The organism is Rhodococcoides fascians NBRC 12155 = LMG 3623, assembly GCF_001894785.1.
Lineage (GTDB): Bacteria > Actinomycetota > Actinomycetes > Mycobacteriales > Mycobacteriaceae > Rhodococcoides > Rhodococcoides fascians.
This window is the reverse complement of sequence record NZ_BCWW01000003.1, coordinates 623,831-643,668: the sequence shown is the minus strand read 5'-3', so window position 1 is coordinate 643,668 and position 19,838 is coordinate 623,831. Positions and strand designations below refer to the sequence as shown.

Annotated in this window: 22 protein-coding genes; 8 read left to right on the top strand and 14 right to left on the bottom strand. The window is 64.2% G+C overall.

Features of this window, described 5'->3' with window-relative positions; translation table 11 throughout:
- Positions 1-40: 40 nt before the first annotated feature.
- From RFA01S_RS10810 to RFA01S_RS10790, 5 genes are all read right to left on the bottom strand, one after another.
- The gene (locus RFA01S_RS10810; RefSeq protein WP_072692064.1) at positions 41-1,549 is read right to left on the bottom strand and encodes a trypsin-like peptidase domain-containing protein; all 1,509 of its coding nucleotides are present in this window, start codon (positions 1,547-1,549) and stop codon (positions 41-43) included.
- A gap of 100 nt (positions 1,550-1,649) precedes the next feature.
- On the bottom strand, positions 1,650-3,044 hold the full coding sequence (locus RFA01S_RS10805) for a HAMP domain-containing sensor histidine kinase (RefSeq protein WP_094621741.1): 1,395 nt from the start codon (positions 3,042-3,044) through the stop codon (positions 1,650-1,652).
- Between the two features lie 56 nt (positions 3,045-3,100).
- Positions 3,101-3,787 (bottom strand): response regulator transcription factor, encoded by a 687-nt coding sequence (locus RFA01S_RS10800; RefSeq protein ID WP_027496041.1) that lies wholly within the window; start codon positions 3,785-3,787, stop codon positions 3,101-3,103.
- 76 nt (positions 3,788-3,863) lie between these two features.
- Positions 3,864-4,478 (bottom strand): trimeric intracellular cation channel family protein, encoded by a 615-nt coding sequence (locus tag RFA01S_RS10795; protein ID WP_032407582.1) that lies wholly within the window; start codon positions 4,476-4,478, stop codon positions 3,864-3,866.
- A 65-nt stretch (positions 4,479-4,543) separates the two neighbouring features.
- Entirely contained in the window at positions 4,544-4,972 is a 429-nt protein-coding gene (locus RFA01S_RS10790) for a VOC family protein (protein ID WP_032407583.1), read from the bottom strand.
- A gap of 78 nt (positions 4,973-5,050) precedes the next feature.
- Between RFA01S_RS10790 and RFA01S_RS10785 the strand changes: the two genes are divergently transcribed.
- Positions 5,051-6,067 carry a magnesium and cobalt transport protein CorA gene (locus tag RFA01S_RS10785; protein WP_027496037.1) on the top strand — a complete coding sequence of 339 codons (1,017 nt, stop codon included), beginning with the start codon at positions 5,051-5,053 and terminating at the stop codon, positions 6,065-6,067.
- A gap of 64 nt (positions 6,068-6,131) precedes the next feature.
- Here the strand turns inward: RFA01S_RS10785 and RFA01S_RS10780 are convergent, their stop codons facing one another.
- From RFA01S_RS10780 to mrf, 6 genes are all read right to left on the bottom strand, one after another.
- Positions 6,132-7,850, bottom strand: a complete 1,719-nt coding sequence (locus tag RFA01S_RS10780; RefSeq protein WP_032407584.1) for a metallophosphoesterase family protein — start codon at positions 7,848-7,850, stop codon at positions 6,132-6,134.
- A gap of 164 nt (positions 7,851-8,014) precedes the next feature.
- Complete coding sequence (locus RFA01S_RS10775) at positions 8,015-9,196, bottom strand: RtcB family protein (RefSeq protein ID WP_032388659.1); 1,182 nt, start codon at positions 9,194-9,196, stop codon at positions 8,015-8,017.
- 248 nt (positions 9,197-9,444) lie between these two features.
- Entirely contained in the window at positions 9,445-10,509 is a 1,065-nt protein-coding gene (locus RFA01S_RS10770) for a VIT1/CCC1 transporter family protein (protein ID WP_032371240.1), read from the bottom strand.
- A gap of 76 nt (positions 10,510-10,585) precedes the next feature.
- Positions 10,586-10,753 (bottom strand): 50S ribosomal protein L32, encoded by a 168-nt coding sequence (gene rpmF / locus RFA01S_RS10765; RefSeq protein WP_027496033.1) that lies wholly within the window; start codon positions 10,751-10,753, stop codon positions 10,586-10,588.
- A 3-nt stretch (positions 10,754-10,756) separates the two neighbouring features.
- A complete protein-coding gene (locus tag RFA01S_RS10760; protein WP_032365913.1) occupies positions 10,757-11,017 on the bottom strand; it encodes a type B 50S ribosomal protein L31 in 261 nt (86 codons plus the stop codon).
- Complete coding sequence (gene mrf, locus RFA01S_RS10755) at positions 11,014-12,246, bottom strand: ribosome hibernation factor-recruiting GTPase MRF (protein ID WP_032407585.1); 1,233 nt, start codon at positions 12,244-12,246, stop codon at positions 11,014-11,016. The genes RFA01S_RS10760 and mrf overlap by 4 nt, the downstream gene beginning before the upstream one ends.
- Before the next feature lie 137 nt (positions 12,247-12,383).
- Here mrf and rpmB point away from each other — a divergent pair, with 137 nt between their 5' ends.
- From rpmB to RFA01S_RS10720, 7 genes are all read left to right on the top strand, one after another.
- A complete protein-coding gene (gene rpmB / locus RFA01S_RS10750; RefSeq protein WP_032365915.1) occupies positions 12,384-12,620 on the top strand; it encodes a 50S ribosomal protein L28 in 237 nt (78 codons plus the stop codon).
- Positions 12,617-12,787: a 50S ribosomal protein L33 gene (gene rpmG, locus RFA01S_RS10745; RefSeq protein WP_170944568.1), complete on the top strand. Its 171-nt coding sequence runs from the start codon at positions 12,617-12,619 to the stop codon at positions 12,785-12,787. The genes rpmB and rpmG overlap by 4 nt, the downstream gene beginning before the upstream one ends.
- Positions 12,788-12,790: 3 nt before the next feature.
- The gene (rpsN, locus tag RFA01S_RS10740; RefSeq protein ID WP_032407586.1) at positions 12,791-13,096 is read left to right on the top strand and encodes a 30S ribosomal protein S14; all 306 of its coding nucleotides are present in this window, start codon (positions 12,791-12,793) and stop codon (positions 13,094-13,096) included.
- A gap of 14 nt (positions 13,097-13,110) precedes the next feature.
- A complete protein-coding gene (gene rpsR / locus RFA01S_RS10735; RefSeq protein ID WP_008719028.1) occupies positions 13,111-13,365 on the top strand; it encodes a 30S ribosomal protein S18 in 255 nt (84 codons plus the stop codon).
- A gap of 81 nt (positions 13,366-13,446) precedes the next feature.
- Positions 13,447-14,373 (top strand): AEC family transporter, encoded by a 927-nt coding sequence (locus tag RFA01S_RS10730; protein WP_032365917.1) that lies wholly within the window; start codon positions 13,447-13,449, stop codon positions 14,371-14,373.
- A 46-nt stretch (positions 14,374-14,419) separates the two neighbouring features.
- Positions 14,420-14,884 (top strand): hypothetical protein, encoded by a 465-nt coding sequence (locus tag RFA01S_RS10725; protein ID WP_027496026.1) that lies wholly within the window; start codon positions 14,420-14,422, stop codon positions 14,882-14,884.
- 25 nt (positions 14,885-14,909) lie between these two features.
- Entirely contained in the window at positions 14,910-15,482 is a 573-nt protein-coding gene (locus RFA01S_RS10720; RefSeq protein WP_032407587.1) for a DUF1707 SHOCT-like domain-containing protein, read from the top strand.
- On the opposite strand, the gene RFA01S_RS10715 is transcribed toward RFA01S_RS10720, so the two are convergent.
- The 3 genes from RFA01S_RS10715 to RFA01S_RS10705 all read right to left on the bottom strand — a co-directional run bounded on the left by RFA01S_RS10715 (position 15,483) and on the right by RFA01S_RS10705 (position 19,800).
- A complete protein-coding gene (locus RFA01S_RS10715; protein ID WP_032407588.1) occupies positions 15,483-17,429 on the bottom strand; it encodes a vWA domain-containing protein in 1,947 nt (648 codons plus the stop codon).
- Positions 17,429-18,814 carry a sigma 54-interacting transcriptional regulator gene (locus RFA01S_RS10710; RefSeq protein WP_032407589.1) on the bottom strand — a complete coding sequence of 462 codons (1,386 nt, stop codon included), beginning with the start codon at positions 18,812-18,814 and terminating at the stop codon, positions 17,429-17,431. The genes RFA01S_RS10715 and RFA01S_RS10710 overlap by 1 nt, the downstream gene beginning before the upstream one ends.
- Positions 18,815-18,930: 116 nt before the next feature.
- Entirely contained in the window at positions 18,931-19,800 is an 870-nt protein-coding gene (locus tag RFA01S_RS10705) for an endonuclease domain-containing protein (RefSeq protein ID WP_032407590.1), read from the bottom strand.
- Positions 19,801-19,838: the final 38 nt, after the last annotated feature.

Genomic DNA, 19,838 nt, shown 5'->3' with positions numbered 1-19,838 from the left:
ATAGTTGCAATGGTTCCGTGCCTGCCGGCTTCCCTGAGCATCAGCGACCGCCCGGGAACGACGGGATCTGAAGTGAAGGAACCTGCGCAGCGGGTGCCGCAGCCGGCTCGGCCGTGCCCAGCGTCACGTCGACTGTCTTCTCACTGCCGCCGTCCGTGTACGTGATCTTCACCGAATCGCCGGGTGCGTGCGAACGCACGGCGGCGATCAACGCGTCACCACTGGCAACGATCCGATCGTCGACCTTGGTGATGACCGCGCCCTTCGGAATGCCGGCCGCCGCAGCCGGGCCACCCTCGGTGACCTCGACGACGGTTGCACCGTTGGCATCGTCCTTGGACGGCACCTGCACACCGATCATCGCTTGGGTGGCCTTGCCGGTGGTGGTCAGCTCGTCGGCGATCCGCTTGGCCTGATCGACCGGGATCGCGAATCCGAGACCGATCGATCCGCTCTGCGCGCCGGAACCCTCACTGCCGCCGAGCGTGGCGATGGCGGTGTTGATGCCGATCAACTGGCCATCGGTGTTGACCAGAGCGCCGCCGGAGTTACCGGGGTTGATGGCAGCGTCGGTCTGAATGGCGTCGATCACCGAGTTCTGGTTGCCGGACTCACCGGACGTCGATACCGGGCGGTTGAGCGAGGAAACGATGCCGGTGGTGACGGTGCCGGCCAGGCCCAGAGGCGAACCGATGGCGACGACCTGCTGGCCGACCTCGAGGTTGGACGAGCTGCCCAACTCGATCGGCGTCAGATTCGTCTTTCCTTCGGCCTTGATGACGGCCATGTCCGAGACGGAGTCCGCACCGACGATGGTGGCGTCGGCCACCGACCCGTCGGCGAACGCGACGGTCAGTTTGCCGTTGGCTCCTGCGCCGGTGGCGACGTGGTTGTTCGTCAGGATCAGGCCGTCACTGCTGAGGATGACGCCGGAGCCCTCACCTTCCTGCTGCGAGCCCTTCACCTGAATCTGCACGACACTCGGCAGCACCTTGTTCGCGACGGCCTGAACGGAACCGTCGGGGAAGTTGGCGGCCGGCTGAGCGGCGGTGATCGGTGAGTTCAGCGAATTGGTGACACCGGCGTTGTTGCCGTTGGCGTTGTTGGTCGCGATGGCACCGACAGCGCCGCCGATTCCGCCGCCCACGAGGACAAGGGCAATCGCTCCGGCCACGAGGGCTGACCGACCCGGACGAGTCTTCACGGCGCCGGATGCCGAATGAGGCTGCGGCGCAACCTGTTGGGGCTGCGCATGCTGGCCGGGGTTGTGCTGACCGGCCTGCGAGTCACCGTGCTGACCGTAGGGGCCGTAGCCGGGCTGGTACTGATTCTGCCCGTAGCCCGCGTACTGCTGCGGGTAGCTCTGCTGGGGATGCGCCTGCTGGGGCGGGAACTGCTGCGTGGGATTCTGCTGGCTTGGCTGCTGCTGGGTGGGCTGGTGCTGAGTCGAGGGATCGTGCTCGCCGCCGTGTAAAGCCCGGTCCGCAGGATGATGCTGTGCACCGGCATCCCGTCCGGGCTGTTCTGGTTCGTTACGGTCGTCGCTCATCGCTGTTGCTTCCTTCGATAGAGACCTCGGCTTCGAGGTCGCCCGCCTTCTTGCTACTCACTGTGCAGGGCGGTACTGAGAGCGCGCTGAGACTCGCCTATCAGTTTGCCGAGAGTGTCTCGTGGTCCGCGGCACCCTCACCGGGCAACACGATTCGGATGAGAGCTCCACCCCGCTCGGACACCTCGACGGCAATAGTGCCGCCGTGTTTGACGACCACCTGTCGCACGATGGCAAGTCCCAGACCGGATCCGGGCATCGAACGCGATGCCGTCGAGCGATAGAAGCGCTCGAAGACGAGTTCGCGGTCTTCCTCCGGAATGCCAGGGCCCGCGTCGTCCACTGTCAGCTCGAGCAGGCCGTCACCGATCTGCCGCATGGCAATTCGTACTTCTCCGCCGCTGGGGCTCCATTTGGCCGCGTTGTCGAGCACATTGAGCACTGCCCGCGACAGGCCCGCCTGATCTCCGTAGACGAACCACGGCATGAGCGTGGCATCGAAGTCGATCTCGTTGCGACGCCTGCGAGCTCGTTCGAGGCTGCGCTCGACGGCATCGGCCAGGTCGACCCGCTCGAACACCGTCTCGGGTGCATCCTCGCGTGCAAGGTCCACCAGATCACCCACCAGCGTGGACAATTCCTGGATTTGCGCCACCACGTCGGTTCGCAGCTCGGCCATGTCCTCATCGGGAATGGACGGTGCGCCCGGACGCCCGGCCGCGATCAACAGTTCCATGTTGGTGCGCAGCGACGTCAACGGCGTCCGAAGTTCGTGCCCGGCGTCGGCGACCAATCTGCTCTGCCTGCCCCGAGATTCGGCCAGTGCGCGGAGCATCGTGTTGAAACTCTCGGTCAACCGGGCCAATTCGTCGTCGCCCGTCACCGGGATAGGCGTCAGATCGTCGGTACGCGCCACTCGCTCTGCGGCCGCCGTCAATCGTGCGATAGGCCGTAAACCGGTGCGCGCCACCGCCATGCCCGCGCCCGCCGCCAGCACGACACCACAGGCTCCCACGATCAGCAGAACCCACGCCAAACGATCCAGCACTTCTCCGGTGGGCAGCAGTCGCTGCGCCACGATCAGGGTGCTGCCGTCCTTGGTACGCAGTGCGAGCACCCGCTGATCGTCGAGTGTGCGCAGCGACGAAGCCTGCTCTCCGCGCACCACAGCAAGTTCCGAATCGCCGACGGGCACCTTAGGCCCGGGCGGGTTGTAGCTGGTCATGTCGGGGTAGATCAACGCCACACTGACGTCGGTGCTGTACAACGTGGCACCGGCCACGAACCGTGGGTCGTAGGACACCAGGTCCGATTCAGCCAATGCAGATGCGCGAGAACGCAACTGCGTGTCCACGTCGCCGTACAGCGCGCGCGAGACCACGGTGTAGGCCGCAATGGCCATGACAGCCACCGCGATCGCCACGACGGACGCAGCCAACAGCGTCACCCGCCACCGTAACGACACCGATCTCGTCAACGGCGTCGGTGGCCGCATCGGCGGAGGCGGAACTGCGACACCGTCGGGCGTCTTGCGCCCGAACGAACTGCCTATCACGGGGGCGTCTCGCGCAGGACGTATCCGACACCGCGAACGGTATGGATCAGTCGCGACTCCCCTTCGGCCTCGGTCTTGCGCCGCAGATACCCGACGTACACCTCGAGCGCGTTGCCGGAGGTCGGGAAGTCGTAGCCCCAGACCTCTTCGAGAATGCGACTTCTGGTGAGCACTCGGCGCGGATTGGTCATGAGCATCTCGAGCAACGAGAACTCGGTTCTGGTGAGACTGATCGAACGCTCGCCGCGCGAGACCTCACGGGTGACCGGGTCCAACGACAGGTCCGCGAACGTCATGGTCTCCGAGTCGATGCCGGCTTCCATCGCTGTGCGCCGCAACAGTGCCCGCAGCCGAGCCAGGAGCTCCTCGAGCGCGAACGGCTTGGGCAGGTAGTCGTCTGCACCCGCGTCGAGACCGGCTACGCGCTCGGACACCGAATCACGCGCAGTCAGCACCAGGATCGGTAGGTCGTCGCCCACGCTGCGCAATCGCCGACACACCTCGAGGCCGTCGAGACGCGGCATCATCACATCGAGCACCAACGCATCGGGACGCGCCGCAGCTACCTGTTCCAGGGCATCGAGGCCGTCGACCGCCAGGTCCACGGTGTACCCGTTGAACGTGAGCGACCTGCGCAGCGATTCGCGCACCGCTCGATCGTCGTCGACCACCAGTATCCGCATCGGTACAGTTTGTCCTGGTCGACTGAGACACGGCTGAGAGGGGTGGTCGGTCGGTACGCGCTCCGGCAGTCGGAGCTCACAGCGTGGGTAGATTCCGAGCCTGCGGCAGATTCCATTTACGCCACAGAGCGAGCAATCTCAGGCCGGTCGCCAGTATCGTCCCCGCGACCAACCCGACGTTCTCCGGCAGAGTGAGCGCCTCGGCCACCACGACGGCCGTCGCACCGAGCAGGGCAGGTAGGGCGTACAGGTCGCGGTGCAGCAGCAGGGGAACGTCGTTGACGAGGACGTCCCGGATGACGCCACCGGCCACGGCCGTCGTCGTCCCGATCAGCGCTCCCGACAGGGCGCTACCGCCGACACCGAGTGCGATCGTCGCGCCGGTCGACGCGAACAGGCCCATCCCGAACGCGTCGAGCACGAGCACGCCCCGGCGCACCTTGCCCATCTGCCGATGCGCGACGAACACCACCAGCGAGGCGAAGAACCCGACGGTGACGTTCGGCCAGGTATCCAGCGACGTCGGCGGATGGATGCCGAGCAGCAGATCGCGAACGATGCCGCCCCCGATACCCGTCGTGATTCCGACGACGCAGACCCCGAACAGGTCGAGTCGTCGATGTACCCCGACCAATGCGCCGGACGCCGCGAAGACTGCGATGCCGATGTATCCGAGGAGGTCGAGAAGCACCGAACGAGCATGTCATGCGACTGACAGCAGTCCCAATTTCCGCCGACCCGTCCTCGAAGCGGCGGCTAAGTCAGCCGAACCGTTCCGTCGTCGTCGACGCTCCAACCGGGGTTGTGGCAGATTTCCCAGATGACTCCGTTGGGGTCGGCGATGTGGGCGTGATAGCCACCGAACGATGTCCGCTCCGGTGCCTTGATCGGTGTCGCGCCCGCCGCGAGAGTGGCCGCGAACATCGCGTCGACGGCCGCTGCGTCGTCGACGTTGTGCGCCAACGTGACCGAGCCGAGATCGTGTTCGCGCGGCGGCCGTCCCAGATCCCCGTCGAACGCGGTGGCGTCGTACAGACCGAGCACCGCACCCGGCCCGATCTGGAAGAACAGAATCTCGCCAGGAACGTCGAGCAACGGCGTCCACCCCAGCCCGCCGCAATAGAACGACCGGGCGGCGTCGAGATCCGCAGTGGCCAGAGTGGTGAAATGAACTTGCTGCTGCATCGCCCCATTGTTTCAGGCGATAGTCTCGGTCGGGTGCCGTCCGGCACATTCGAAGTTCTCGAACCGAGGTGACCCGAAGTGCCGATCGTCGACAATGCCGTCTATGTCGAGGGAAAGCGGACCGCGAATCCGGAGAGTCTCGACATCACGTTCGAGTGCATGCGTGACCGCCACGGTATGGCGTGGATCGGCCTGTACCGTCCCGAGATCAGCGAAATCAACGCAGTAGCAACGGAATTTGGGCTGCACCGACTCGCCGTCGAGGATGCCATCGCGGCGCATCAGCGCCCGAAGCTCGAACGCTACGCCGAGCAATTGTTCGTTGTTCTGCGACCCGCGCGGTACATAGACGAGACCGAAAAGGTCGAATTCGGTGAATTGCACATTTTTCTCGGAGCCGATTTCGTCGTCACGATCCGCCACGCCGAATCACCCGAACTCGGTCTCGTCCGACATCGACTGGAGGAATCTCCCGAGTTGCTCGCGCTCGGACCCGAGGCCATCCTGTACGGAATCCTCGACCAAGTGGTCGACGAGTACGTCCCCGTGGTGAAGGGACTGCAGACCGACATCGACGAAATAGAGGATCAGCTGTTCACCGGCGATCCCAGCGTATCGCGGCGTATCTACTCACTGCTGCGTGAGGTATCCGAATTCGACCGTGCGGCAAAGCCTCTGGTGGAGATGATCGAATCCCTCAAGCGCGGGTCCGACAAGTATCACGTCGACGTCGAACTGCAGCGAAACCTTCGTGACGTGTTGGACCACGCAATCCGCATCTCCGACCGCATCGAATCGTTTCGATCCAACCTGCAGAACGCGATGACGGTGCACTCCACCATGGTGGCGCAGCAGCAGAACGAAGAGATGCGGAACATGACGCAGGTCAGCCTCGAGCAGAACGAACAGGTCAAACGAATCTCGTCCTGGGGCGCAATCCTGTTCGCGCCGTCGCTCATCGCCGCGATCTACGGCATGAACTTCGAGGACATGCCGGAACTGAAGTGGCACTTGGGTTATCCACTGGCGCTGGTCGCCATGGTGATCTGCTCCAGCGCGCTCTACGTGGTGTTCAAACGTCAGAAGTGGCTGTAGAGCGGCTGCGCCGCACGTGAGTGGAAGTTCGTAGCAGGGGTCGAAGTTCCACTCACATGGGCACTCAGGAGGAACCGAAGATCGGGCCCACCGGGATGTCGCGCTCGAAGGTGAGGCGATCGAATTCGTTGCCGTATTCGTCGATCGCTCCGATGGACATCGTGCTGGCCTTGATGCCCGGAATACCCGGCACCACATCGACTCTGACGAACGAGTAGTTCAGGAATCTCACTCGCGACCAGGTGATCGATTCCGCCGACTTGGTGCCGTCGGGTGCCCAGACATAGCTGTTCGGAACAGCCGTGTCCGGCAGTTCGTGGCCACGGTAGCTGACGCCCTCGCCGTCCTGGAACGTGTAACGCGGACGACCACCCCCGCCGACGGTGTAATACACGGTGCCGTCGGTCTTTCCGCGAACCGTGGCGTTGTCGCCGGCGACCCGCGTCGCACGGTTGGAGCGGATCGGATCGGTGCGCTCGAACACGTGGTTGTGCGCCTGGAGCACCACGTCGACCTCGTACTTGTCGAACAGCGATACCCACGCGTCACGTACGCCGCCGTCGCTCGCGTGCGTCGAGGTGGTCGAGTAGGCGCAGTGATGGAAGAAGCAGACGATGAAGTCGATGTTCGGGTCTGCCCGATACTTGGCGAGAGTCTGCTCCACCCAGGTGTTCTGGGCTCCGCCGCTGTAGCCGGTGTTGGCCTTGATCTCGTAACTGACGTCGTTGGCGTCGAGCGAGAGCACCGCGGTGTTGCCGTACACGAACGAATATGCCGACGGGCACCCCTTCGGGCCAGTGCTGGGCTGATCGAGACGTGCCGCGTGGCCGCCGTATCCGTTGGGGCTGTACAGCGCCTCCATGTCGTGATTGCCGGTGGCGAACAACCACGGTGCCGTCGACGCGCTTCCCTCGATCGCTTGGAAGTAGCCATCCCAGACGAAGGGATTGAACTTGTCGAACCCCTTCGGCGGCGTCTTGCCGTGGCCGGCGAACTGCGGTGGCAGACCGGCACCCGACGGATCCGCGTAGGCGATATCGCCGGCAAGAATGTGGAAGTCCGGACGCGACGCCTCGATCTGACGATTGATGTTGCGCGCGTGCTTGACCGACGGTTCGTTATCGGGCTTGTAGTACAGGTCATCGTAGTCGCCGGCCATCAGACCCGCTGGCTGCGAGGGTGTTTCATCGACGCCCTGGTCCCCCATCATGGTGAACCGGAACGGAGCAATGCGTCCGGTCGGCAGCGCGGGAGATGCGCTGCGAATGTCGCTGACGAAACCGTCCGCGGTACGCCATCGGTAGTAATGCGGCAGCTTTGGCGTCAGATTGTCGACGGGCACGTGCACGTAGTACTGCTCGGCCGACAGAATGCCGCCATCGGTCTGCGGAACTTGGCTGACGAGGTTGCGCACCTCGGCGGAGGTCGTGGCTCCCAGTGCAGGCGTTGGGCCGTGATCGAGAAAGACACCGGTGATGCCGGGATTACGGGAAAGCTGAGCGGAGAATCGCAACTGTGTCGCCGGGTCGTTGCCGAAGCCCATGTGTCGACCGGCCACCGCCAGCGGGGCGTCCTGCGCATAGGCGGTGCGCGTGAACGCCGAATTACCGACGCCCACCGCGGCTGCCGTCGCTGCGGCACCGACCAGGAAGTTGCGTCGACTCACCGGGTGTCGCCGCAGGAACGACCGATGCCAGTCGTGCTGCTCGGCCATCGTCATGTTCTCGGCGAGCGTCCCCGGAATACCGGTCGCGACGGTCTCGCCTGCGGGATTGAGCGTCATGAATCGATGGTGACCGTGAAGGCCCCTCGGGCGCTGAACGGAACGAAGCACTTCAGGTGAACAAGTGTTGAACACCGATGCACAACGGGACGAACGTGGACAATCCCGTCGTGCACGGAACTTCGTAACCCACTACGAATTTCCATGCACGACGGGAGGTCGATTCAGGTCCCCTTGACGTTGAGAATCTGGCGTAGCTCGTGCTCGACGCTGACCAGATCTCGCGCGTCCTCCATCACGACATCGATGGGCTTGTAGGCGTCCGGGATCTCGTCGATGAAGTCTGCGCTGTCCCTGAACTCGATTCCCTCCATTCGCGCCTGCAGGTTCTCGTGGGTGAACCGCCTTCTGGCCTCGGTCCGAGAGAACTGTCGACCGGCACCGTGGGGTGCCGAGCACAGGCCGGCCTTCGAACCCTTTCCGACCACCACGTACGAGCGCGTTCCCATCGATCCGGGAATGATCGCCTTCACACCCTCGTGTGCATCGACTGCACCCTTACGGGTGAGCCAGACGTCCTTGCCGAAGTGCGTTTCCTTCACCGTGTAATTGTGATGGCAATTGATCCGCTCGACCTCGCGATGGTCGTCCGTTCCCATCCACTCGGCGAACACCGCGCCGAACCGGTCCATCATCTCGGCCCGGTTCAGGTAGGCGAACCGCTGCGCCCACTTCAGATCTCTGATGTACTGCCCGAATTCACGGGAGCTCTCGGGCAGGTACGCCAAGTCCTTGTTCGGCAACGAGATCCACCACTGCGCACACAGACGCTGCGCAATCCCGATGTGCTTCTTCGCGATCTTGTTGCCGACGCCCCTCGACCCACTGTGCAGAAACAGCCAAACTCGATCGGTTTCGTCGAGGCACAACTCGATAAAGTGGTTGCCGCCTCCTAACGAACCGAGCTGCTGCCGCCACTGTGGCGAGTGACTCAGCTCGACCTCGTCTCTGGCCGCCAGCTCCTCGAGCTCCGACAATTTCGGCGCGGTGAAATCCCACCCATCGATGCCGACGTTGTAGTTACCCGGAGACAGCGGGATGCTGGCCTCGATCGCCAGACGTAAATCCGTCAGGTTGCGTCCGCCTAAATCATCAGATGTGAATTCCGTCCGGACACCGATCATTCCGCAGCCGATATCGACACCGACGGCGGCGGGAATCACGGCACCCAACGTCGGAATGACCGTTCCCACAGCACTTCCCATCCCGGCGTGCGCGTCGGGCATGAGAGCGACGTGCGGATGCACGAACGGCATCGATGCTGTTTCGCGGGCCTGCTCGAGTGTCTTGTCCTCGAGTTGTGACGCCCAGTTGAGCAGCCGTAAGCCCACCTTGTTCGGGGGCATGATGTTCCTTTCCGCCCCCTCCACGAGAGAGAGCTATTCGATGGGTCGCGTCACGAACTGTGCGTGTTTGCCACTGAGGGCAGTGCGCAGTTCGGGCGAATATGCGCGCAACACAATGCTCAGACCGGCTCTCGCGTAGAGAGCGGCACAAGGCAGACAAGTGGCGCGCATGGCGACGACCCTATCGAGCGAAAAGACTCCGACGCGAACTAATTAATTCGAACGCGAGGATGGAGGGGAAGCGGAACCTACACTCCCCCACCGAATGCGAGTCCCAGTAGATACGTCGCCCCGGCCGCGCCGTATCCGATGGCGAGTTGTCGCAGTGCGCGTTTGACGGGCGGACCGCCGCTGAGCAGTCCGACGATCAGGCCCGTACAGATCAATGCCAGTCCGACCAGTACTGCGGCAACGGCAAGGGCCACATAGCCTTCGAGACCGAACAGGTACGGCAACACCGGGATGACGGCACCGGAGGCGAAGAAACAGAAGCTCGCTGCGGCGGCACCGAGTCCGGTTCCGATGGATTCGTGCTCGTCGATGTCGGTGGCCGGTTCTTCGACGGCGGGGAGCAGTCGGATGACGTCCGCGGCTTTCGCATCGGCTTCCTCGTGGGTCATTCCGCGAGCGCGGTAGACGAGGGCGAGTTCGTTGGCGTCGACGTCGAGGTGTTGAACGGCCTCATTCGCTGCGCTGTCGGGCGACGATGCCTCGAGCAGTTCGCGTTGCGAGCGCACCGAGACGTATTCGCCTGCTCCCATCGACAGCGCGCCGGCGAGCAGGCCGGCGAGTCCGGTGACCAACACGATCTGGTTGGACACTCCGGATCCGCTGATGCCGAGCACCAGGGCGAGGTTGCTGACCAATCCGTCGTTGGCACCGAACACCGCGGCCCGGAAGGTTCCCGAGAGTCGATTACGGCCGCGGGCAGCCAATGCCCGGATGACCTCGGCGTGAATTTGCTCGTCGGCCGTCATCGCGTCGGTGGCATCCGCGTCGGTCGCGTAGGGCGATCGGGTCTCGGCGCGTTGCGCGAGGGCGAGCACGAACACCGATCCGAAGCGGCGCGCCAGCACGCCGAGGATCCGGGTACGAATGTCGCCTTTGAGCGGCATCCCGACGCGATCGCCGAGCAGATTGCGCCAATGCTGTTCGTGGCGACCTTCCGCGTCGGCCAACTCGAGCAGAATGTCGCGTTCCTCGCCGTTGCGCCTACCCGCCAGGTCGCGATAGACGGCGGCCTCGGCCCGCTCGTCGGCGAGGTACTGCCGCCATCGCTTGACGTCCTTCGACGAAGGTTCCGTTCCGTCCATCGAGCAAACGTACCGGGCTCCGCCCTCGTGCGCGTTGTGCGTGCCTGGAAGGGCGCACAACGCGCACGAGCGGGGGTCAGCTCGGGTCGTACACCCCGGCCTGGACCGCTTTGACCAACCTGCGCGGCACTCTGAACTCGCGGCCCTGAAAACGCACCGTCACCAGATCCGGGGCGACGGCTTTCCACTGTGCCCGTCGGCTACGCGTGTTGGAACGCGACATCTTTCTCTTCGGAACAGCCATGTCTCACGCCTCCTTTCGGCTTCGACGGCCGTAGCGCTTCTCGAACTTCTCGACGCGTCCCTGGGTGTCCATGACGCGTGTCGCCCCGGTCCAGAAGGGATGCGATTCGGACGAGACGTCGACGACGATCAGGGGGTAGGTGTTGCCGTCTTCCCACTCGGTCTCGCGGGCGGACGTGACGGTGGATCGAGTGAGGAACTTGTTCCCGGTGCTCGAGTCCTGGAACACCACCGGGTGGTAATCGGGGTGGATGCCTGGCTTCATTCTGTTGCCTCTCGTGACTGGTCTGCGTACGGGGATTCGCTGCTCTCGCAGGGGTCTTCGTGCCATTGGCCGAACGGGTCGGTCCACGTGGCCCACTGAGCGGGATCGGTCATCTCGTCGTCGGACACCAACGCCCACTGCAGAGTTCGGTCGATCTCGGTGGGGTCGGCCTGATGTACCAAAATCACCAAGGACGTGTCTCGATCGCCGAAGTTCTCGTCCCACCGCAGCGCAGCCATCGCTCGCCTGGTGGTGTCGACGCGATCCTGTTCCACCGGAGTCATTGCCGCAAGCCACTTTCCGGCGCTCGCCACCCGTAGTCCGCCGCCGGCCGATTCGATCCACAGCGCTTCGTCGGGTTGCGTAGCGACCCATGCCCGTCCGCGAGCGGTGACGACGCCGTCGAGCAACACGTCGATGGCCTCGTGCAGTCGTTCGGGATGGAACGGCCGAGTTGCAGTGAACTCCACTAGTGCGACTCCGCAGTCGACGGACAAGGGCGGCTGGCCGCGCAGCAGCGGCGAGTGGGCGTCGGTGATCTCACCGCGCCGGGCATCGAAGGGAACGGACGCGAGAACTGCTGGGCCGTCGACCATCGAGTCCTGAGAAACCCAGACGACGGGTGCGTTCGGTGCCAACCGCGCGAGGACAGCCGCGAGCCGGGCGCGCTCCCACGCGTCGACATCGGGACCTGCGGTGACAACGAGCGCGTCGGAGTAGTCCACCTGGCCTACTACCAACTGCGCGACGGTTCGATCGTCGTCGCCGCTGGCGACGATGCCGCGGTCGGCCAAGGTGTCGTCGCCGGTGGCGTCGGCCAACCAGGTTGCGGCGTCGAGGCAGCCGATCACGGCCTCGATACGTACGTCCCTCGAGGCCGGTCCGTCGATCTGCCCCACCACGTCGGCGACGATGACGTTGTCCACCGCCCAGCACAACGCCTCGGGCTCGAGTGCGGGGTCCAGAACGAGCACGATGCGATCGACACTGCTGCGACTCGACAGTGCGCGTAGCAGCGGCAGCAGGTCCTCGCGCAGCGTGCAGGAGACACAGCCGTGCGCCAGTTCCAAGATCGTCTCGCGCGGGTTCTCACCCAGGACGAACAACGTTCGGCGTACGACGCCCTCGGTGACGCGGCTCAGGTCGTGGCGGACTGCGACAGTTCCCGGCGCGAGCAGCGATGTCACGACAGCGTCCATGGCTCCGGTCCAGCCGGAGACGAGGACCATCGGGGTTCGATCGTCCGGTGATGTGTTCACGAGCGCCTTTCTTCTCGACAACGATTGTCATTCTCTGAGGATGCACGCTACATTCGCTTGAACGCTTTGTCGAAAACGATTGTCATAACGGCAAGAAAGGAGTGCTCATGTCAGCGCACTGCCAAGTCACCGGCCGCACCCCCAGCTTCGGAAAGTCGGTCTCGCACTCCCACGTGCGCACCAGCCGCAGGTGGGATCCCAACATCCAGCGCAAGACCTACTACGCCCCCAGCCTCGGACGCCGCGTCACCCTCACGCTCTCGGCCAAGGGCATCAAGACCATCGACCGCGACGGAATCGACGCCGTGGTGGCCAAGATCCGCGCACGTGGGGAGAAGATCTGATGGGCAAGAGCACCGACGTCCGCCCCATCGTCAAACTCAAGTCGACCGCGGGTACCGGCTACACCTACGTCACCCGCAAGAACCGCCGGAACGATCCCGACCGACTCGTGATGAAGAAGTACGACCCGGTCGTCCGCAAGCACGTCGATTTCCGAGAGGAGCGCTGACCGGTGGCCAAGAAATCGAAGATCGCGAAGAACGAGCAACGCAAGGTCGTCGTCGCCCGCTGGACAACGCGTCGCGCCGAGCTCAAAGAGATCATTCGCAAGCCCTCGAGCAGCGATTCCGAGCGCGCGAAGGCCCAGGCGGCACTGCAGCGTCTGCCACGCGATTCGAGTCCGGTACGATTGCGCAATCGTGACGCTGCGGATGGACGTCCGCGCGGTTACCTACGGAAATTCGGGCTGTCCCGCGTGAAGATGCGCGAGATGGCTCACCGCGGGGAGCTGCCAGGCGTCCACAAGTCGAGCTGGTAAGGGAAAAGGTAGAGATGGCAGTCAAGAGAGCACCGTCGAAGAAGGTCCGCGCAGAGGCGGGTCGTCGACCGAAGAAGAACCCGTTGAATGCCGCCAAGGTCACCACGGTGGACTACAAGGACATCAACCTTCTTCGTCAGTTCATTTCCGACCGCGGCAAGATCCGTAGCCGCCGGGTCACCGGGCTCACCCCGCAGCAGCAGCGCCAGGTCGCTGTTGCAGTGAAGAACGCTCGTGAAATGGCATTGCTGCCGTTCACCAGCCGCTGAATCAGCTTTCGAGAAAGGCCACGTAGCCCTGGGGCTACGTGGCCTTTCTGTCGTTCCCAGCAAGAAACGAGCAGTTCTACGATGTCCGGCGTTCTCGAAGGCTTCACCGTCATCTTCGTCGTCATCGCACTGGGCTACCTGCTCGCCCATCTGAAAGTCCTCGGCGAACACGGCCAGTTCGTTCTGAGCCGTTTGGTCTTCTTCGTGGCGACACCGTCGCTGCTGTTCGTCACGTTGGCCAATTCGGACCTGTCGGTCATCCTGTCCCCCGTTCTTGCCGTCGCCGGTTCCACAGCGCTGCTCGTCGGGGCCATCTACTTCGTCATCGCGAAGCTCGCGCTGAAACGCGCCGTGCCCGACGCGACCGTCGGCGCCCTCGCGAGCTCCTACGTCAATGCCGCGAACCTCGGTATCCCGATCGCCGTGTTCGTTCTGGGCGACGCCAACTTCGTCGCTCCCCTGCTGCTGTTCCAGATCATGATCTACACGCCGATCGCGGTGACCGTCCTCGACATCTCCACCAAAATCGACGAGGTCTCTCTGTTCAAGACGGTCACGACGCCGTTCCGAAACCCGATCGTGCTGGCCGGGGCCGCGGGTCTCGTACTGTCGATCACCGGATTCGAGCTCCCCGAGGCGCTCATGCAGCCGTTCCAACTCGTCGGCAACCTGTCCGTTCCGGGTGCACTGCTCGCGTTCGGACTGTCGCTGTACGGCGCGCGGGTACTGCAGAAGGGCATCAGCCCGCGACGAGACGTGGCTCTGGCGACCCTGTTCAAGATGGCGCTGCAGCCCCTGCTCGGGTATCTGATGGCCCGATTCGTCTTCGGCCTCGACGGGCACGACCTGTTCGCCATCGTCGTTGTCTCGGCACTGCCCACGGCGCAGAACGTCTTCGTCTTCGCGAGCCGCTACCAGCGAGGGGTCGTTCTGGCCCGCGACACGGCATTCGTCACGACCCTGGTCTCGATTCCCGTCATCGCACTCGTCACGGTGCTGCTGGCATGAGACGAACACAAAGGTTCTCCTCAGCTCCCAGCGCTACTTTGGGTTCATGAGGTTTCTCGCTGCAGGTGTCATGCTGTGCCTGCTCTTGGCCGGCTGCAGCACCGCCGCCGGTGACGACGACGAGACGACACCGACAACGAACTCCACCACCCCCATCGGGTTCGTCCAGCAACCCAGCGCGCCGCCCGTCCCCCACGAGGTTCCCGTCGGCGACGTCGGCACGATGTTCGAGTCGACCCCGGATCTGATCCGTGCGACGACCACTCCGTTCGAGTCGTGGAGCCAGGTGTCCCCCAACACCATCGCGGTGCACTTCGTCACCGGCACGCCCGAGTGCTACGGAGCCGACGCGACGGTGACCGAGACCGATACGGCCGTCACGATCGAACTGCGTACCGGGACCAGACCGGACGCCGAGGACAAGTCCTGCATCATGGTTGCCGTCTACGCCACCATGCAGATCACGCTGGCGTCGCCGCTGGGTCATCGCGCAATCCTGAATGCGGCCTGACCCGGTCGCCGGTAATGTCCGACCGGTGAGCGACCAACTACCCGACCGAAATCGAAGTACGGTGCGCGCTGCCGATGCCGATCGCAACCTCGTGGCGCAGCTGCTGAGCGACGCGTTCGCCAACGGTCAACTGACCGTCACCGAGTACGACGAGCGGACGGCCGCGGCGTACCGAGCGAAGACCTACGGCGACTTGGACCTGTTGACCGACGATCTGGCCCTCACCCCACCTCCGCAGACGACGCAGACCGGTGCGCCCCAGACCGATCGGGCCATCGCGATCATGAGCGGCTCGGTTCGCAAAGGCGAATGGACCGTCGCCGCACGCATCGACGCGCTCGCCTTCTGGGGCGGAGTGGAACTCGACCTACGCCGAGCGACGTTCTCGGCCCAGGAAACCACGATCAACTGCGTCGCGATCATGGGCGGCATCGAGATCACAGTGCCGCCCGGCATCGGCGTCGAGGTCCGCGGCACCGGGATCATGGGCGGATTCGAGCACGTCAGCGCCACGCACCCCGGTGCGCCCCGGGTGGTCATCACCGGACTCGCCTTCTGGGGCGGAGTCTCGGTGGACATCAAGGCAGCAGAGAAGTGACTACGACCGTCGACGCTTGAGGTAGTCGCTCACCACTGCAGCACCCAATCCGTCCAGATCCGGCGCGATGACCCTGCCGCCGACCCGTTCGGCCATCTTGTCCACCACCCGGGCCAGACCGGGATCGTCACCGAGACGGAAAATCGTCACCTGCGCACCGAGTTTCGCGACGGTATCGAGCTCACGCACCGTCAACCCCAACGTCTTCGACGACGGCGGGTAATCGAAATACGCATGGCCGTCCGGCTCCAGATGAGCCGTCGGCTCACCGTCGGTGACGATCAAGACCACCGGCTGCGCATTGGGATGCCGACGCAGATGCCGCACTGCGAGCATCAACGCGTGATGCAGATTGGTGCCCTGATCGTAGGCACCGTCCAGGCCGGCCAGCTCCGACGCCGTCAAAGTCTGTGCGTGCCTGCCGAATCCGATCAGCTGCAGATCGTCACCGCGAAAACGAGTACTCACCAGATGATTCAGAGCCAGTGCGGTGCGCTTCATCGGCACCCAGCGGCCGTCCATCACCATCGAGAACGACGTGTCGACCAACAACGCCACCGCAGCCTGCGTCCGGGTTTCGGTCTCGCTGATCTCCACATCTGTCACCTGTAGCTGCACCGGAAAGCCCGATCCCTGTGCAGCCGTACGCAGGACGGCATTGTTGACCGTGCGGGTCACGTCCCACGGTTCGGTGTCGCCGAATTCCCAGGTGCGCGACGCTCCCGTCGGCTCACCCATCGCGCCGGCCTTGCGAGTATCTCGCTCGCCGCTGCGTCGGGAAATGGTGCCCGCAACATCTTTGAGCGCCGACTGCCCCAGCTGACGCATCGCCTTGGGCGACAGACGCCACTGACCGTCGGCACCCTTGTCCATGAAACCTTGCTGCTGCAGCGCCTTTTCGAGCTCGGAGAGCATCCGGGCATCGGCCGCAGCCTCCGGTCCGAGTTGCTTCAGCAACGCGTCGGCGTCGATATCGTCCAACGCTGCCCCGTTGTATTGCTGCGAGAGCTGATTGCCCAGATTCTCGAGATCGGCAATGTCCTGCAGGGCCCCGGTACCGTCGCCCAGACCCATTCCGTTCTCGCCGCGGAAGTTCTGCGAACCGTCCCAATCCTCACCGGGCCGGGCCTGCTGCAGATTCTGATCCAGTTGATCGAGCTGATCCAGCAGGTTCGAATCACCGAAGGCCTGCTGCGCCAACGCATCCAACTCGGCTCGCTGCTCGGGAGTCAGAGAGTTGCGTAGTCGCTGCGCGGCGGCAGCCCTTTCCGCCAGTGAATCGAGTAGCTCGTCGACATTCTTCGGATTCTCCGGAAAATGCTGACCGTGCTTGTTCATGAACTCGTCGAACTGCTCGTCGGTGTTCTCGCCCTTGTTGTGGGCGTCGAGCAGCTCGTTGAGGTCCTTCAGCATCTCGCTGATGGCCTGACGATCCTGCTCGGTGGCACCTTCGAGAGCCTGCTTCATGCCGGCGAATCGCTGATCGAGCATCTCGCGGCCGAGCAGATCCTTGATCTTCTCGTAGTTCTCGCGCCCCTCCGACGAACGCCAGTCGTAATCCGACAGCTCCTGCACCGCTTGGGCGGTGGACGGAGACAGATCGCCGATCTGCATCTCCTGGAACCGCGCATCGTCGTCGAGGGCACGAGCCAACGCCTTGCGCTCCTCGAGCACCGCCTTGTCCAGCAGCTCACGCACTTCCTGCAGCGTGCCGTCCAAGTTGTTCTTCTTCAACAGATCTCGGCGACGCTTGGCCGCCTGGGCAGCCAGGTCGTCGAGCCCACGCATGTTCTTCGTCCCACGCCGCAGCATCTCTTGCAATGCCCGACGCGGGGACGCCCCCTCGAGCACGTCCTCGCCGATGGCGTCGAGCGCCTCGCGCAGATCCACCGGTGGCGCAAGGGGATCCGGCCCGTCGTGATACGGCCCGTATCTGGAACGACGCATCAGCTGTACACCGTCTGGCCGTCGTCGTCGGGATCCTTCGAGATCCGACGCGCGAGGTAGAGACCTTCGAGTGCGAGTTCGACCGCGGCTGCTTTTTCGCCATCGGACGCGGCGTTCAGCCGTTCGTGGATGTCGCCGATGACCTCGACGTCGGGTAGCTCGTCGAGCAGAGCCTTGGCGGTGATGCGGTCGCCGGTGACGATGGGCTCACCGGTCTCGACTGCCGTTACCAGCGCGGCAAGGTTGATACCGCCGAGGTGTGCCCGGACGGTATCGGCGGTCGCGCGGCGCAACATGTGTTCGAGAACCTCGATCTCGCGGCCTTCCTCACCGGACTCGAATTCGACCTTGCCACGCAGCACCTCGATGATCGTGCCGAGATCGACCGGCCGGGCCACGGGCTCGGCCTCGCCGAGGATCGCGGCACGGTGAACGGCTGCGGCAGCGATGGTTTCGGCGGCTGCGATCGCGAATCGAGCGGACACGCCGGAGCGCTGATCCACCGACGGCGACTCGCGCAGCAGCCGAGTGAAGCGAGCGAGCACCTCGAGCAGGTAGGTCGGGACGGCGGCCTGAAGATCCGCTTCCTGATCGATGACGGCTACTTCGTCGTCCAGCTCGAGGGGGTAGTGCGTCCTGATCTCGGCCCCGAAGCGGTCCTTGAGCGGGGTGATGATGCGTCCGCGATTGGTGTAGTCCTCGGGGTTCGCGCTCGCCACCAGCATGACGTCGAGTGGCAGCCGCAGGGTGTAGCCGCGGACCTGAATGTCGCGCTCCTCCATGACGTTGAGCAGCGACACCTGGATGCGCTCGGCGAGGTCGGGAAGTTCGTTGATCGCCACGATGCCGCGGTGACTCCGCGGAACCAGACCGAAGTGAATGGTCTCCGGGTCGCCCAGGCTGCGGCCCTCGGCGACCTTCACCGGATCGACATCGCCGACGAGGTCGGCCACCGAAGTATCCGGGGTCGCGAGCTTCTCTGCGTACCGCTCGCTGCGGTGCCGCCACTCGATGGGCAGGTCGTCGCCCAGTTCCTTCGCTCTACGAATACTCGCAGGGGTGATGGGCTCGTACGGATGCTCGCCCAGTTCGGCACCGGCGATCACCGGCACCCACTCGTCGAGCAGCAGATTGAGGGTACGCAGCAAACGCGTCTTGCCCTGCCCACGCTCACCCAACAGAACGACGTCATGACCGGCCAGAATCGCGCGCTCGAATTGCGGCAGCACCGTCGACCCGAAGCCGACGATCCCCGGCCACGGATCTTCGCCGTCACGCAACGCCGTCAAAAGATTTTCGCGGAGCTCTTCCTTGATCGACCGCTGCCGATGTCCGGATGCCTTGAGTTCGCCGAGAGTGGAGATGCCAGGTTTGGTGGAGGTCACTTCTCCACGCTACGAGCGTTTGACGATTGCTGCCATCTAGTGGTCCGTTGTGGTTCCGCCGAGTTCGCACTTATGCCACCCGAACTGGACAAATGCCCTGCACAACTGCGATCTCGCTAGATCGGTGCTCCTGCCTCACGGAGCTTGGCCCGAACTCGGCGGACCACTTCGTCGGGACGACGGCGGAGTTGTTCGGAATTGACCCGAACGATATGCCAATCGCACTGCTGCAGGTCCTCGTACCGCTCGATGTCGCGGGTCCGCTGACGCTCGTCGAGCCAGTGCTGCACCCCCTCGTATTCCACCCCGACACGCCACCTCTCCCACCCCATGTCGATCCGCGCGACAAATCGACCACGCGCATCTCGAATGTCGATCTGGGTGGTGGGTTTCGGGAGTCCAGCATCGATCAGCAACAGTCGGGTGCGCGTCTCCTGCGGCGATTCCGCGCCTCCGTCCACCCGACCGAGGGCGTCGAGCAGCACCCGGATACCCCGACACCTCGGACGCAGTGACGCGAATGCACTCACCGCATCCCGCTCGAGGCCGGTCGCGGCCACGAGTGAATCGAGGAAGATCACGGACTGCGGTGGCGGAATCCATCGCCCGATATCGAACGCGGTCCGCACCGGGGTGGTCACCGCCACCCCGCCGACAACGAGCACATCGGCAGGCTCGATCGAGTCGCGCCGGAGGATCAGCCCTGGTATTCGATGTGATTTTTTCAGCGCAAGCACAGTGGGCGGCACCGAGGCGTCGACCCATCGCGCGCCATGTATGGCGGCCGCCGAAGTACCCGCGACAATTGCGCTGTTGCCGACGCACACAGATGCCGCCACAGCCAGGGTCCGCGCATCCAGGGTGGTTCCCGCGGGCACATACGTGTCACGGAACACTCGTACATAGTCGCGGCTCAGTCGATGACGACTCAATGCTCCCGACTGCACTGCAACCGACCCACGAAACGGTCCTGACTCGATCCCCATCGCTCAACCCTGGCAGGGTCGAGCCCCCCGAAACGGCC